Origin of the sequence: Pseudomonas sp. BT-42-2, assembly GCF_025847435.2 — a bacterium.
Taxonomy (GTDB): domain Bacteria; phylum Pseudomonadota; class Gammaproteobacteria; order Pseudomonadales; family Pseudomonadaceae; genus Aquipseudomonas; species Aquipseudomonas urmiensis.
The window spans coordinates 42161-58252 of record NZ_JAOYTM010000025.1; the positions used below are offsets into that span (position 1 = coordinate 42161).

Consider the following 16092-nt stretch of genomic DNA (forward strand, 5'->3'; position numbering starts at 1 on the left):
TCAGCCTCCTGAAGTCGCGAATTTGCGTCGTCCGAAACTGCGCGCACGAAGATCAAGAGCGGGCGAATCGCTGCGCTCTCGCAGAAGCCACAGCCAAGGTTTGAATTTTTCTTTTGTGTTGGCCAGCTTGCCCGCGAAAAGGCCAGATCACCCACCACACCTGCCACAGATACCGCGCGGTTGTTCCGGCTGGCGGTGAGCCTGTGGGAGCGGGCATTACAGGGAGGAGAACGTTGCCGCGAGCATTCAGGGTATGAATTGAGGGCATGTCATAGTACCTACAGTGCGAGTGGGTAATCATGCGCTTTCAGGCATCCAATTCCGGAAGCTTTCTCCCGTTACGAACAGGCAGCTTTAGGCCGATTGCGGAACGTCGTGAAGGGCAGCTTTGGGTCGTTAGCAGCCATTCGTAGCTGACCGCTATCCTGCCACGCAGCACCCGAACAGAGCACCCACAGTACGCCATCAAGCATCCGTCGATCACTGGCTCGGGGCCTACCTCTGACGTGGGTTCAAATAGTGCAAAGACGCCGCAAATTCAGACTTTGCTGCCGCGTTGCGGCAGTTCGCGGGGCAAGCCCGCTCCCACAACGATGGATGACCATACTTTTCGTACAAAACCTAGGTTCTTCCAGTTGGTCAACTGTCATTTTTGTCAGTGGTTAACGTGTTCACTGCATGCGAGGCTTTGGAGCAATCCTATTCAGCAATGACGTGAATCAATACGATTTTTCTCGGTCGTCTAATTGGTCTCGGCGGCGTTATGGTCGCTGCGTGGGGCCCAGGAGTCTCTATGTACAGTAAAGAAATGTTGGAGCTTCTCGGGTTCAAAAGAGGTGATTGTGTAACCTCTGACGGTGGCTCAACGCTCTACATTTTGGAGGTACTTGAGGAAGGCGTGAGGTTTATCACTAAGGGGCCCTATGCTGGGTCAGACGGCCTGAAACCAAAGGCGGACGACCCGCGTTTTAATTTTATAATTCCGTTTACGCGTAAAGAGCCTATCGAAGAGGCTGATGCAGCATTGAAAAAACGGCGTGAAGCGTTAAGTGTGCCTTGCATTCTGTCGGGTTCGGACCTAGTACTCGCTAGCGGCTATGAAGGTGTTCGGAAAATTGCCGTATTTTCAAGTAAGAAAGAGGCAATTTGGGGAGATCCTGAGGTCGTGGACGCTTTGGTCAAACGAGCAGTGGCCCAGGCGACCGAAGAGATGTTGGTCCTCGTAGATGAGGGTGCGAGCCAAGAAGCTGTATTGAAACTGCTGTCGACAAATGGGCGGATATCAAGCGCGACGGGTTGGAGTCTTTTAGATAAAACCAGTATTGCTGCACAGTATTATGCAGGGTTGGAAGATATTACAGTTCCTTCAGTTGAAGAGCAGCATTTGTTCCTGGATGAGGCTCCTGCGGGTTTCGAAGTTTTTTCATTGACGCAATCCTATGACGGGGAAATTTACATTGAGCCGGGTGACGGTTACAGAGGTGGGGGGTATGGAGAGGGTGCTGTCTTAGGTTATCCGGACTCACTGCCAGTGTGTCAGTGGTTAATCGTAAGGTCTGCAGCATTGGGGAGTGATGAGTTATTAAAAAAAATATTGCAAATTGCACCCGAAAAAATTACTGATGTCAGCAAGGTTCATGGTTTACCTAAGCCCAAGCCTCCAGAGATTCCAGAACATAATTCCGCCAGCTTAACAATTCCGCCACTGGAGTCCTGGTGGGAACTGGCGGGGGCAGCGTATTTGCGGGCTCCTGATACACTCCCTGATATGACCGGTTTCGATAGCATGACGCTCGGAAGTGGTTCGTGCCAATGGACGAGTCCTGGTTACTTGCTCGCAGACCGGGACTTGGTGATAGGTGAAAAAGTCCGGGTTTGGGCGGTCGCTCACTTGGATGGGCGCGTTTTGAAGTCTGTCGAACTTACAGCCACGAAAGATAATCGGGAAAAATCAGTATGGCCAAAGGCGCTGGTCGCTGCAATTAATGCCGATACCACTTTGGTTGAAGGCTCCACACTGTTACAGGCAGGGCACTTGAGTAAAGACGGTGTCCTCATTGCTGATAAGGGTGTTGATAGTATCAGTTATTGCGCTGCCGAAGAGTCCGCGCGTGCCCAATTTGACCGGATCTGGGTATTCGAACCGCTAGCGCGTATGTATACGAATGCGCCGTTTGTCGCCAATCAGGTCATTGCAGGCTATGTGCCTGACAGTTTCCCCTCTTGGGTTGAGCGCATTTGTATTCAAGTCCGTGACCGATCCAGCCAGTACCTGCACGAGTCTCACATAGTCACCTGTGACCCCACGCACACGGAAGCCGGCGCTCAGCAGAAGCACGTGTGTAGTGTGATCAATGAACGTTCTAATCTACTTCGGGCTGGGGTGCTGGAGAACGACAAAATCACCATCAAGTCGGCCATTGAAGCGAATGCCTTGTGGGTTCCTCAAGGGTCGAACCTGAGTGTCACGATTGAGCCATTAATGTGGTATGCGTTGGATGGTTTTGCAGCAAAGGGATCATTGACCGCAGGAAAAACCATTTGTTTGAACGTGCACGATGATGTGTCCGGAGTGCCATTGCCGGGCTCGCCGTTCAAGTTCACGCCGAAGGCTAATGAAACCGCGGAGGCGGCGTGGCCTCTAGCATTGAGTCAAGTGCTGAAGCAGTCCCTGCTCGCTGGCTATATTCACCTCGGAAAGGTGGGGGATTTAAACAAAGAGCGGGCTGAGAATGCCACCACCCATCAGTGGTGGCAGGCTGGAGTACCGCTGCGGATCTGGATGAGCGAACCATTGGGAGGTGCCACCCATTGGGTACCCGCTACTCCGCAAGTGCAGGATCAAAATACAGCAATAACGCTACACACAATGCTTGAATCCCAGAGCAATGTAGATACCGAGTTGCACCTTGAACTGCGTGATCGTCGAAGCGGAAATGTGGCTCACAGCTGTAGCTTTATCTTGGTAAAAAGTGAAGATTGTAACTATTTGTCGAGTTGGGTGGAGAGCCTTCAGGCATTCCTCGAAGCTGAAATGATTGCCGTCGGTATAGCCTGTAGTTTTGGCAGTGCGACGTGTCCCGTGGTGGAGGAGGGGCGGGAAGTTTCAGTGTCTTCCCTTGCATTTTGGTTGGACGCTAGTGCGGATGTGTTGATGCAGTTTGGATGCAAAACGTTGAGTGCGAACGTGCAACTTCCAAGGGTGAGAGGTGCAGTAACAACGGCTGAAGTGCGCAATCAGATTTTGGGTGTGTTTCTTCTCTGTGCGAGTGGTGTTGTTCGTAATAGGGAGAATAAATTGCCTAAGGGTATTTATGAGGATCTCTTGGCGACGCTGGCGCCCAACGCCAAAGGCTCAGAGTCAGACGAAATAAGTAACATGATGAGAAAATTCTATCGGAAAGTAGTGCAGCTTAATTTTCTTAAGCACGAAGGTGCAGACTTTCACCATGGGTTAGGCGGGCGTAGTGGGCTATTGCAGGATTATGAGGTTTTCAAAACTCCAGTTTATGAACATGGTGAAGATCGTGATTTGAGAAGGAGGGGGATGCCATTTCTCTCGCCCAATATTTTTCTGCCGAATGACGTGTTGTGGAAGCTGTTTGAGTCGAAGGCGGCGTGGAAGTATCTCTCAATGAATGGCTATGACTATGTGGAAAGTCAGCTCGAGTTAGAACGTGACTGGATGTTTGACGATCTTGGTTTTCGGGGGCGTATAGACGAAGTAACGCTGTACAAGACGTTCCGTAAATATGCGTTCCCCTGCAAGATGAATCTGATTGAAAATGGAAGTGCTTCATGCTCGGTGAGTTTTGAAGATAAGCCAGAAAAATTAACGGTGGTTAACGTGTCCGGGCGCTCTGTGGCGGTCACGGTACAGCGTCATGGCTGCCTGCAGTTGGCTTCAGTGATTGCTCCTCCTTCTTTGGCGTCGGGCTATTGTTTTAATTTTGCTGAGGCACATGCTGACCAGGTATTGTTCGAGATACATCGGCCGAATGGTTCGGCGCACACTCACCCAGAAATCTGGAATGGTTATGTAACAGCGGAAAAAATCTGGCAGTGCGTGGGGCTTAACCCCGTTATCTTACCTACGGCACCGAAGTATTCTCCGCCCGACACGCTCTGTGCTGATTACGCCTCAACCCATGGCTCTCAGCTCTACGATACCACCGGCGCAAGCACCAATGGTGTTGACGAGCGAACGGGGCTGTTCCACGCCCATTACCCCATTTGCACATTGCAAGGGTTGACGGGGCGGGGCCCTGTTATTGACCTGTCGTTGCATTATTCCGCCCGTCGGGCCAATGAAAGTGCGCTGGGAGACGGTTGGGCGTTTCGTTTTTCGTCCTTTGACAACCGCGAGCGGCAGTTGACCCTGAGCACGGGCCGTACAGTACAGCTGACCCTGAAAGAAATCAGAACCCTGATTGCGAACACGAAGAACAAGGTACAGCGCGTCGGCTTTACCATTACCGATGCGCAAGGCAGTGAGGACCGTCTAACCCGGTTGACCCTGGAGTTTCCGGATGGCCGTAAGGAAGTGATCAGCAAGCCTGACGATCATGATGATGAAGAGAGCGGTAGCGCCTACCTTAAATCTTTTGGCGAGAAGGTTATGGCATTTCTCAAACAATCGGAGCCCAAGCCTGATCAGAAGTTGAACCCAGGGTTGTTTGCGCTATTTGGGCCGGCGTTCGGGTTGTTCGGGGGAGAATTGACTGCAGGTGTGCCTGTATCTGCAGCGGCAACGGCGGCTGTAACAGAATTTAAAGCGCTGATTAAAAAATACGATTACGCCTTGTGGGAGCGCGCGGGGCGGCCGGAGGGCGAGTTCAAACAGCAACTCGAGGTTGAGCGCGCTCAAGCCGAACAGGCTGCTGCCATGGCACGTATGCGCGCCCAGTTCACTCAGACGCTGGAAAACCTCACCCGTCCAGCATTGCTTTTAACCACATCAAGCATAGCTTCAGCCCACGGTGACACACTCACACTCGAGTGGCAGGGGGTAGGAGGGCACGTGCGGCTGAAAAATATCAAGGATGGAGACACCGTACTGCTGAATGCCAGCCAGGCTGATAAGCCTGTGCTTGAGGGCCCCGACAAAACTACCTTTACCCTTTGGCCAGACAGCGATGAGAAATGCACGATCGTCCTGGATATCGAAGATTGCTTACTGAAGACCTTAACACGATACCGTGATGTGGACGGTGGCACTGTCGATCAACGCGTGCAGTTTGGCTATTCAAGGGATGTCGCGCTGGATCGCGTGCTCACCAGCGTGGCGGAAGAAGACGGTTCGGTAGAGGCAGTCAAGTACGGAGCGAGCAGTGAAAGGCTGTTACCTCGCGTCAGTCTGCATACGATAACCCCAGGGGCAAACCAACCAAACATCATCAACGCATGGAAATGGTCGGGTTACGACTATGTATTGTCAGCCATGAGAACCCCGATCTTGAACGAGGGTGTTGATGCCGACGCGGAACCATTTACCCGCTGGGAGTACTCCGTCTGTGACGAAGGCGGCTCATTGCTTGATCGCATTATCGAGGAGGTACCAGGCCAACAGCGTCGGACCAGTCAGTACCGCTATCAGCAGAATACTGCCGACTATCCAGCGGAGCTCAAACCGTTGGCTCGAGCACTGCAGGTATCTACCACCGTCACCGTCGAAGACCTCACTACCTTGCAACTTCCGGAGCAGCAGTCATGAGTGATGCCCGCAAAGCGCTTGAGAAGACCCAGACTGAGACCAACTGTGTGGAGTACATAAAAGGCCGCTTCGAGCCGAGCCTTTTTACCACCGATGATGGAATGACCGCGCAGGCGTGGTACTACCAGGACCCGGTAGTTACAAAAATACCTATTACGCAACAGGTACCGGACGTAAGTGCCGTCGTTACCGGACTTACACTGGCCGACGGCAGGACATTGGCCGAAGCGGTGAAGCTTACGTGCCCCCATTTGCCCAAGGGGCCGGGTGCGCTATTACCGTTGTGCGCGCAGTATGAGTACATAAAGTTTTCGGCTGAAAACAAATCGGACCCGGTCCTGACCTTGTTTGGCTATATCAGCGGTAATCGGGATGACAATGGCATATTGCTGCCTGATACGGTACTTACCCTTGAGGGCATCGAGCCGGTGGGCGATTGGAAACAAGACGCTATCTTGAAGCTTGCGAAAAAAGCTGAGCGCAAGGGTTTGAGTGTTTCGCTGGCACAGATCGCCTACAACGAGGTCAAGGGCGCCATCCGCAGTACCACGCGCACGGTCACCACTTGGTACAAAGATGATAAAACTGCACGCAACACCCAAGCCATGACCGAGGCCCTGTATAAGGGCGAGCAACCTGGCACCAACAAGCTGCGCCAAACCGCCAGGTTGGCTGTAGGTGACGGCGAGGCGGTGCTGCTGCAGCATATTGTCTCTGTACGCACTGGCCGTGTGCTGCGCGAAAGCCAGCAGGATGGGCAGGGTAAGCCCACCAGCTTTATTTGCCATGCCTATGACAGCCGCGGTCGTGGCCTGAGCAGCACGACCTATGAGTTCGACCAGGCCGCGTTCGACAGTGGGGATGTGTCGAAGCTCAACGTGAAACATACGCAGACCGTAGGCTATCAGCAGACCGTCGCTGGTACTCAGGTCAGGTTGTCAGATGCCACGGGCCGTCACAGCAGAGTATTGTACGACGGCTTGCAACGCGTCGTGCGCCGGGAACTGCAACGCGAGCCGGGCAACGATCACACCGACGCGAATTATTGCCTACTGGAGGAAGTCTGTTGGGGTAGTGATAGCCGCCTGAACTGGCAGGAGGCCTATGATTATCTGCCGGGTGGGCTGCGCGTAGGTAGTCCGCAGGTTACGCCCCCGCAGAACCTGAAAGACTGCTATTGGCAGATAGACCGCACTGGCAAGGTCGTGACTGACAACGCAACGGGTGCGGTCTCCCGCAAGACCCAGTCAGTGCTGGGACTGTACGCGGGAGCCGCACAGTTCACTCACGAGCATGAGCAGACCAACCTCAAGGACGGTAGCGTTACCCTAGCCCGAGCAAGCTGGACAGGGGGCGAAAAAACTACTCGAGGGGCGGGTATCAAAACCGTCGAGACGCTCAATGCCAAAGGCCAAGTCACCTGTGTAAAGCAAACTATCCCATGCGCCAGTGGCAGCCCCAAGCAGCGGGAGTGGGAAATTGCCTGGGATGAGTTAGCACGCAAGGAAAGCATTAAACGCCCAGATGGCTCAGTAGTGAAATGGGAGTATCAGGGTTTAAGTTCAGTGCCGGTCAAGGTCAGTGTAACGGCTGCCCAAGGGAGCGAAAAAGTACTTGGCAGCCGGTCAATGGTGGGCAATGGCAATCAGGGTGACGTAGTGCAGGCTTTTGTGCGTGGAGCTGATGCCAGCAAGAAGAGCACGCTGAACGCGGGTAAGGTCCGTCAGCCCGATGGTTCAGCCGTTTACCCGAAGGAACTAAACGGCGATGCGGTCTGCTGGTACACCCAGAAAGCTGGAGAGACTGGGTTGGGAACTGCCCTGATTACATTCAAATATTCCGCCTTGACCCGTGGAATAGCTGGCGAGCGCAAGGCGCTAGGCACCCAGCAAAGCCAAGTCACTAGCCAGTTGTTGTCGCCGTTATTGTTGGGCACCTGGCGTTTCGACCGTACGGTGCATAGGACGCTGCAGCGTCAACAAGCGTTGCGGTCGTTGCGTGGGCAACTGATTTCTGTACGGCACGCAAGCGGGGGAAGCAGTGAAGCGTGGAGCAACCTTCAAGGGCGTCGGAGCCGCGTGCGCCGTGGCTCGCTGGAGTATCGCTACCAGTACACAGCTTTGGGCCAATGCGCCTCAGTGATGGTGCAAGACATGCGTAACGGGCAACGAATGAGTGTTGCCTTCAGCTACGATGCCTTAGGCCGTGAGTCCGAGCGCATATACCGTGTGGGCGGGCAGGTAAAGGCCCGCTATCACCAGACTTGGTCGGCGGCCAACCAGTTGTTGAGCAAAACACTTTATCGAGACGGAGCCGCTGAGCACGCCCGCATAGAGACATTTACCTACAACACCACGGTCACTGGTACCGATGAGCTGCAGAAGTGGACAGTCGTTGCCACCGACGGCAATGAAGTCAAGGATGCTGCTGGTAAAACTATCAATGAGCAGATCTATACCTACGATGTGCTCGGCAATATGAGCAGTTGCACGACCTTGCGTGTGGATGGAAGCACGGTCGAGCAGAGTTACGAGTACACGGATGCCCAGCACCCGACCCGCCGTACCCAGTTTAAAAGCCATAAGCTTGAAGGCACGACCAAGAGCGAGCAGAAGTTGGTCGCTTTGGCTTACGACGGTAACGGCAACCTCACAACCAATGAGCACGAACAAACACTGGCCTATAGCGAGACCGGTAAGCTTCGCTCGGTAACCGCGAAAGGTCAGACGTTGCCGCTGACCTATTATGAGTACGATGAAGCCGATCAGTTGATTGCTCAGTACATTGCCGCTACCCAGCAGCGTCGTATTCTGAGCTACGCCAACGGTCGTGTGTGCGCGGAAACCTGGCTGGACACACAGGGCACGGTAATCAAGCGGGTGACCCTTGATGACGAAGCGGGCTTTGCAATTGCGCTGGGTGATCAAGTGCTGTTCACCTTGACCGATCCGCAAAACGGCGGTGGTGATGAGTACTCACAGGACGCCCACGGCAACTGGCAGCGCAATTCTGTAAGCTTCACACCCTGGGGGGAGGCTCCTCTAGACAGCATGAATGCCCTGAAAGCCGGCCTGGGTTACAACGGCCAGCGAGCAGATCCGGTGACGGGTCGTTATCACTTGGGCAATGGCTACCGGGTTTATGACCCAGGGCACAAAGTTTTCTATCAACCAGATGACTGGAGTCCCTTCGGTGCTGGTGGTTTGAATGATCGCGCTTACTGCGCCGAAGGCGACCCAGTCAATTGGCACGACCCCAGCGGTCATATCATGATTAGCCGTCGCGATGCGGCCAGTAACCTCGCCTATCTCGATGACCTGATCGAGGCTACCAAACCACCACCACCGCAGGCAGCGAGTGTTGGGGAGTGGGTAATGCTGGGGGTGATGGTAGCGATTTCAGCTGCAGCAATTATCGGGTCAGCGGGATTACTCGCTCCAGCTGTGGTTGGGATACTCATGGTTGGACTGGCCGTTGGCGCAGGAATCACGGCAACGGGTATGGCCTTGCGTCAGAGCAATCCAAGCCTTTCTGCCACATTGGAGCCGATCGGCCACGTCGTGATGACATTGGCAAGCGCACCGGCTGTGGGGGCGCAGATGCTCGGGGTGGCGAAATGGATGATGTACGCGTCGACGTTTGCCTACGCCGGGTTTGAAATCGCCAAGGTGGCAGTCCAGCGTAGTAACCCAGAGTTGGCAGAAAAGCTGGGGTGGGCGGCGACAATTGCTAGCTTCGCCGATATTGTTGGAGTCAAAGCTCTCAAAGGTCTCAAGGCAGCTTTCAAGATAGTGCGTAACGTACGAGCGAGGGTTGTTAAAGCCTTTGGCAAGTTCCGAATGTCGCGTTTTTCAAGATCTACAGAATACCTAGATGGGAATGCACTGCGCGGGGGAGATCCAAGTTTTGTGACATTCAAACTGGGGTCCGAAGATCCGGAGTATCAGAAAATGATGAACGCAATGATGCAGCCCAAGCGCAACGCAGCCGGTGGTATGGTATGGATGACGCCGATGACCACCAACAGTGGCGTCACTGAGCACACAATACACAGGATTATAGCCGGGAGTGAAGGTAGTAGACCTAGAATTACTATACTTACCGGCACACATGGTAATCCTTATGGTCAGCGGCAGTATAAGTTCATGCCTGATCATAACGGCGTCTTGCAGCCGAATCCTATGGCTGATAAATATAAGACTCAGGAGATGCCTGAATTTTTTGCGGCGGATTTAGAAGTTGCCCATAAATACAAAGATTATGCGGATTTTGAAGTGTTGAACGTGGCTATGTATACGCGGATAGAGGGTATTGGACCCTATCGTCCAATGATGGAAAGGGAAATGGCTCCAATATTGAATGGCCCTAACCATACTATCGCTGCTTTTTGCCACAGTGCAGTGGACACAATGGTAACTAACACCGTTGGAGGCTTCGTGAATTATAGGCAAGTAAGAAGTTTGCCTCGGGAGAAAGTCGAAAGCATGGCTGCGGCGGGAGTGCTACTTGACCAGAGTGCCGTTTTGCCAAACTTCTTTAATGATTTGACGAGGTATTCACCCGACCCCGGTGTTTGGTCTCCATCGAGACCGCCCTCAACGCTACCCTTTGGCAATGATTGGCAAGCCCTATAGGCGTAACTTTTGCAAGATACTTTATGGTTGAGACGAGCTGCGTGTTTGCGCCTGATCGCGCACTTTGTTTAGGCGCTGTACGAAAATTTTTGTGAGAGCGGGCTTGCCCCGCGATAGAGTGCAAAGCGCTCCTGTACCCGATATCACATAGTGCAAAGACGCCGCGAATTCAGGCTCTGCCGCGTTGCGGCAGATCGCGGGGCAAGCTGATCTGGCCTAATGATTTTGGACACCTTCTACGGGCGCAATGATGGCGCCCCCCAAAATAAATTGACCAGTTCAGCTTGCCGGCGAAGAGGCCGGAATATTCACAGAACCGCCACTATCGGCAGATAAGGCCAGCCCAGGCGCCGCCACTCACTTCGCGACTTCAGAACCCTTCAACGCTCCCTCATAGCCTCAGTCCGCGCCTTGAGCACCGGCTTCAACAGATAATCCAACACACTCTTCTGCCCAGTGATGATGTCCACCGTCGCCACCATCCCGGGGATGATCAGCAACGGCTTGTTGTCCCCGCCCAGGTGGTTCTTGTCCGTACGCACCTGGATCAGATAAAACGCATTGCCCTTGTCATCGGTAACCGTGTCCGCGCCAATCAGCTCAAGCTTGGCCTTCAGCCCGCCATAGATGGTGTAGTCATAGGCACTGAACTTGACCATCGCCGTCTGCCCCGGATGCAGGAACGCGACATCCTGCGGGCGCACCTTGGCTTCGATCAGCAGGTTATCCTCGATCGGCACGACCTCCACCAGATCGCTGCCCGGCTGCACCACGCCACCTATGGTATTGACCTTCAGGAGCTTGACGATCCCGCGTACCGGCGACACCACCGTTGTGCGGTTGACCCGGTCATCGATGGCGATGCTGGTCGCGGCAATCTTCGACAGCTCCGTGCGTTTATCGTTGAGCTCCTTGGCCGCCTCGGAGCGGAAGGTCGCATCCGACTCCTGGATCTTGCTCTTGATCTCCGCCACCGCTGCCTCGGCACGTGGGATGGCCAAGCTGGTGGCATTGAGCTGGCCGCGGGCTTCGACTGTGCGCTGTTTCAGGCGCAGGATTTCCACCGGGGAAATCGCCCCAGTGCCCACCAGCGGCGAGGACATGTTCAGCTCCTGCTGGAGCAAGCCCAGGGCAGAGCGGTACTGGTCGACCTTGGAGCGGAACTCGGCAAGCTCCTGGGTCTTCTGCCGCAGTTGCTCATTGAGCGTCTGCTTCTCGCTGGCCAGGCGCCGCTGGCGCGATTGATACAAGGCGGTTTCATCCTCGGCGACTTGTGGCGCTTTGGCGCGCACTTCGTCCGACAGCTCGAACGGGCGGCCTTCAGCCTCCGCCGACAAGCGCTCGACCTGCGCCGTCAATGCATAGCGATCGGCCTCGCTTTCACCCTTGTTGGAGCGAAAACGGGTGTCGTCCAGGCGCAGCAGCGTCGCGCCTTTATCGACCATCTGGCCCTCGCGGACGAAGATCTCGGTGACGATGCCGCCTTCCAGGTTCTGGATCACCTGCACCTTGCTCGAGGGAATGGCCTTGCCTTCGCCGACTGTGACCTCATCGAGCACGGCGAAGCTGGCCCAGGTCAGCGCCACCAATAGTAGCGCGGCGGCCAGCCATACGGTCAGGCGTGACAGGCGCGGCGCGTCCTGCAAGGTGGCGCCGGCAAGCTCCGGCATGTAGTCGCGCTCGGCGCTCTTGCCGGTGCCCTGCAAATAACTGCGCATGATGGACATGGACCTACTCCTCGAAGACGTCTACAGGGCCGCGCCGATGCGACCTTTGCGCAGGGCGTCGATGACCGCATCCTTCGGTCCGTCGGCGACGATCTTGCCGTTGTCCAACACCAGTAGCCGGTCCACCAGGCTGAGCATCGAGGTGCGGTGGGTGACCAGCAGCACGGTTTTGCCCGGTACCCATTGCAGCAGGCGCTGGCGCAGTTGCTCTTCGCCGCTGTTGTCCATGTGGCTGGTCGGCTCGTCGAGGATCAGGATCGGCGGCTCCAGCAGCAGAGCCCTGGCCAGCAGTACCGCCTGGCGTTGGCCGCCAGAGAGCAGTTGGCCGCGCTCACCCACTGGCCGGTCGAACCCTTGCGGGTGTTGCCGGGCCAGTTCGCTGACGCCCGTCAGCTCGGCGACCTCCAGCATGCGCGCGTCGCTGACATGCCGCGCGCCGAGGGTCAGGTTATCGCGCAGGCTGCCAGCCAGCAGCGGCAGGTCGTGGGCGACATAGCCAATCTGGCTGCGCAGGTCGGCGATGTCCAGCTGACGCAGGTCGAGGTTGTCCAGTAATACCTGGCCTTCGTCCGGGTGATGAAAGCCCATCAACAATCGCCCCAGGGTGCTCTTGCCCGAGCCGCTGCGGCCGATGATGCCGATGCGCTCGCCCGGTTGCACGGTCAGGTTGACGTCGTTGAGGGCGGCGGCGGTTTGCCCGGGGTAGCGGAAGGTCACATGGCTGACGCCGATGCCGCCCTGGAGCGTGGTGTGGTCCAACGCCTGCTGGTCCAGCTGGCGTTCCTGCGGCAGGGCCATGAGCGCGTCGGTGCTGCGCATGGTCAGCTGGGCTTGCTGATAGCGAGTGATCAGCCCGGCGATCTGCCCCAGCGGCGCCAACACCCGGCTGCCGAGCATATAGCTGGCGACCAGGGCGCCGACGCTGAGATTGCCGGCAATGATGCTGTAGACCCCCGCAACGATGGTCGCCATGCCGCAGAACTGCTGGATGAACAGGGTGCCGTTACTGGCCAGCGAAGACAGGTTGCGCGCGTGTGCATCAAGCCGGGCGATGGCGCCGTTGGTGTGCTCCCAGTGGTACTGACGCTCGCTCTCGGCGCCGCAGGCCTTGAGGGTTTCCAGGCCGCCGAGGGTCTCGATCAGCAGGGCCTGGCGTACCGCGCCCAGGCTCAGGCTTTTCTCCACCGTGTCGCGCAGGCGTATCTGGATGAACAGGGCAAAGCCCACTGCCAGCGGAAACGCCACCAACGGAATCACTACCAGCCAGCCACCGAGCAGGCCGATCACCACCAGCATCAGCGCCACGAACGGCAGGTCGATGATGCTGGTCAGGGTCACCGCCGTGAGGAATTCACGCAGGCCCTGGAAGTCGTGAATGCTCTGGGCAAAGCCGCCGATGGTCGCTGGGCGGGCTTTCATCGACATGCCGGTGATGCGTTCGAACAGAGTGGCGGAGAGGATTAGGTCGGTCTTCTTGCCGGCCTGGTCGAGCAGGTGGGCGCGGACCATGCGCAGGACCATTTCAAATGCGGTGCCGATGAACAAGCCGGCGACCAGCACCCAGAGGGTCGAGATAGCCTGGTTGGGCACCACCCGATCGTACGTCTGCATGACGAACAGCGGTACCATCAGGCCCAGCAGGTTGATCAGCAGGCTGGCTAGCAACGCATCACTGTACAACCAGCGCGAATGGCGCAAGGTATCGCGGAACCAGGCATCGACTCGTGGCATCAGCGGCGTGCGCAGGTTTTCCAAGGTATGCCGCGGCCGGGCAAACAGGGCCTGGCCGCAGTAGGCCTGCTCCAGCACCTGGCGCTCGACCCATTGCTCGCCGCCTTCAGCTTCACAGGGCAGGATCAGCGCTCGGCCATCCTCGCCCCAGCGCTGCAGCACAGCGCTGCGGCCATCGTTGAGCAACAGCAGGACGGGCAAGTTCAGCGCCGAGATCGCCGACAGTTCGCGCGTCAGCACGCGCGCCTGCAAGCCGGCGCGGGCGGCGGCCCGTGGTAGCAGCTCCTGGCCCAGGCGCTGCTCGGCCAGGGGCAGGCCGCTGCACAGGCTGGCGCGGCTGGCCGGGCAGCCATGCAGTTTGCACAGGATCAGCAGGCCATCGAGCAACGGATCATCGACGTCCAGACGCGGCTGGGGTGTTTGCATACTGGTCACGATGGCCTACTCCTGCCGCATTTGGAGGGGGTACGGCTCCGTCCGAACGTAGCTCCCTGAACGCCTAACGCATCTCGGGCAACCTGGCCTCACTGCGTACTTCGCTCTTGGCAATGGCTTCGGGAGGCAGCGAGATGCGCTGCTTGCTCAGCAGTTCACCCATGGTCGCCAGCACCCGGTACATCGAATACTCCTCGGTGTAGCGCACTTCGGTGTAGCGCCGGTTGGCGTTGTACAGCTCGTTCTCGCTGTCCAGCACATCGAGCAGGGTGCGTTGGCCCAGGCCAAATTGGTCCTGGTAGGCCGCCCGCACGCGCTGGGTGGTCTCGGCGTATTCGCGGGCGGTAGGGGTTTGCTTGCGCGCATTGTTCATGGCGTTCCACGACAGGCTGAGGTTTTCGTTCAGCTCGCGCAGGGCATTGTTACGGATGTCCAGGGCCTGGTTGATCTTGTGCGCGTCGGACTGCAGGCGAGCCTTGTCGCTGCCGCCACGGAACAGGTTGTAGCTCAGCTCTACGCCAGCCTGCCAGTCATTGTTGCTGTGGCCGCGCTCACCGCCCAGGTTGTTGTTGGCGCCGGTGGCCAGCACTGCGTCCAGGCGTGGATAGAAGGGGGACTTGGCCACTTCGTACTGTTGTTCGGCAGCATTCACGTCGGCCTGGGCAGAACGCAGATAGGGGTTGTTCTCTTGCATGCCGCGGCGCGCGTCCTCCAGGTTGGCAGGCATTTCCACCTTGATCGTGGAGGGCGTTTCCAGCTCGTCGGGAACGCGGCCGACCACGCTGTAGAAGTTGGCCTCGGCGTCGGCCAGATCGACTTCGGCGGTATCCAGGTTGTTTTCTGCCAGGGCGCGGCGGGCGCGGGACTGATCGAGGTCAGCGGTGCTGCCGACGCCACGCTCGCTGCGCAGACCGATCTGGTCGTTGACGCGCAGGTGGGCTTGCAGGTTGTTCTTGGCCAGCGTCACCAGCTCGCGACGCTTGAGCACTTCCAGGTACACCTCGATGGTGCGCAAGGCGATGTCCTGGGCGACTGCCTGGGTGTAGTAGGCGCGCGAATTGGCCACCGCCTCGGTGCGTCCAACTTCGTTGGCGGTGTTGAAGCCGTCGAAGATCATCTGGCGCAGGCGCAGCTCCGACTGGGTGTAGTTCAGCGTCTCCTTGTTGTGGTTACGCGTACCGTCAGGATTGAGCCCGCGGGTGTTGAGGTTGTCGGAGCGCTGGCGGCCGTAGCCGGCTACCAGGTCAACGCTTGGGTAAAACCCCCCACGGGCAAATTTCACATCTTCATCGGCAGACAGGCGACTGTTGCGATAAGAGCTGATTTCCGGGTGATGGTCCACGGCGTTCTGAACAGCTTCGTTAAGCGACATCGCCTGAACGTTGGCGCACGCCGCAGCCAACAGGATTGCACTGGTGATGGGGGTAAGAACGCGCATGGGGTACATCTCCCTGGTCTCTAAATGTGTCCTGCGTTCGTCAATAAAATGACGAAATATAGTGAGCAAACCGTCTCAGGTTTGTTACAACAGAGCTAAGAACATTTAGCGGGCGAGCTAAGAAGATTTTTTCATAATGGATATGCGAAAAAAAACTTATGCGGTCTAAGGATTACGGGACATTGTTCTTATCAGATGGTCCGGAATACGCGCTGAAAACAGCAGATTTGGGCCATCGTGAAAGGTTCCAGAATTTTTGCAGCTAAGCGAAATGGAAAAGGGGATCAAGGCGGTATTTGGCGACAAAAAATTGTCGCTCAATGATGGCAAAGGTTCATCATTGCTATCGCCTCGCGTGTCACCTGAGAGCTCCAATCTCATGGTTGAGACAGACGCGAACGGGGTGCTCGGCAT

General features: G+C 56.5%; 5 protein-coding genes and 1 pseudogene. 2 read left to right on the forward strand and 4 right to left on the reverse strand.

Going from position 1 to position 16092, the window contains the following annotated elements; translation table 11 throughout:
• Positions 1-422: 422 nt before the first annotated feature.
• Positions 423-500 (reverse strand): annotated as a pseudogene (locus tag OIU19_RS23985) (IS5/IS1182 family transposase); the annotation flags it as partial.
• 293 nt (positions 501-793) lie between these two features.
• On the opposite strand from OIU19_RS23985, the gene OIU19_RS23990 reads away from it, so the two are divergent.
• Complete coding sequence (locus OIU19_RS23990) at positions 794-5713, forward strand: hypothetical protein (RefSeq protein ID WP_264237093.1); 4920 nt, start codon at positions 794-796, stop codon at positions 5711-5713.
• Positions 5710-10347: an RHS repeat-associated core domain-containing protein gene (locus OIU19_RS23995; protein WP_264237094.1), complete on the forward strand. Its 4638-nt coding sequence runs from the start codon at positions 5710-5712 to the stop codon at positions 10345-10347. The genes OIU19_RS23990 and OIU19_RS23995 overlap by 4 nt, the downstream gene beginning before the upstream one ends.
• Before the next feature lie 380 nt (positions 10348-10727).
• Here OIU19_RS23995 and OIU19_RS24000 read toward each other — a convergent pair whose 3' ends face one another.
• From OIU19_RS24000 to OIU19_RS24010, 3 genes are all read right to left on the reverse strand, one after another.
• Positions 10728-12074 carry an HlyD family type I secretion periplasmic adaptor subunit gene (locus tag OIU19_RS24000; RefSeq protein WP_264237095.1) on the reverse strand — a complete coding sequence of 449 codons (1347 nt, stop codon included), beginning with the start codon at positions 12072-12074 and terminating at the stop codon, positions 10728-10730.
• Between the two features lie 21 nt (positions 12075-12095).
• Positions 12096-14231, reverse strand: coding sequence for a type I secretion system permease/ATPase (locus tag OIU19_RS24005; protein WP_264237101.1), 2136 nt, complete (start codon positions 14229-14231; stop codon positions 12096-12098).
• 73 nt (positions 14232-14304) lie between these two features.
• Positions 14305-15678, reverse strand: a complete 1374-nt coding sequence (locus OIU19_RS24010; RefSeq protein WP_264237096.1) for a TolC family outer membrane protein — start codon at positions 15676-15678, stop codon at positions 14305-14307.
• Between the last annotated feature and the right edge of the window lie 414 nt (positions 15679-16092).

Coding starts and splice junctions, on each gene's coding strand:
- OIU19_RS23995 (WP_264237094.1), top strand. CDS start 5,710: ATGAGTGATGCCCGCAAAGCGCTTGAGAAGACCCAGACTGAGACCAAC.
- OIU19_RS24005 (WP_264237101.1), bottom strand. CDS start 14,231: ATGCAAACACCCCAGCCGCGTCTGGACGTCGATGATCCGTTGCTCGAT.
- OIU19_RS24000 (WP_264237095.1), bottom strand. CDS start 12,074: ATGTCCATCATGCGCAGTTATTTGCAGGGCACCGGCAAGAGCGCCGAG.
- OIU19_RS23990 (WP_264237093.1), top strand. CDS start 794: ATGTACAGTAAAGAAATGTTGGAGCTTCTCGGGTTCAAAAGAGGTGAT.
- OIU19_RS24010 (WP_264237096.1), bottom strand. CDS start 15,678: ATGCGCGTTCTTACCCCCATCACCAGTGCAATCCTGTTGGCTGCGGCG.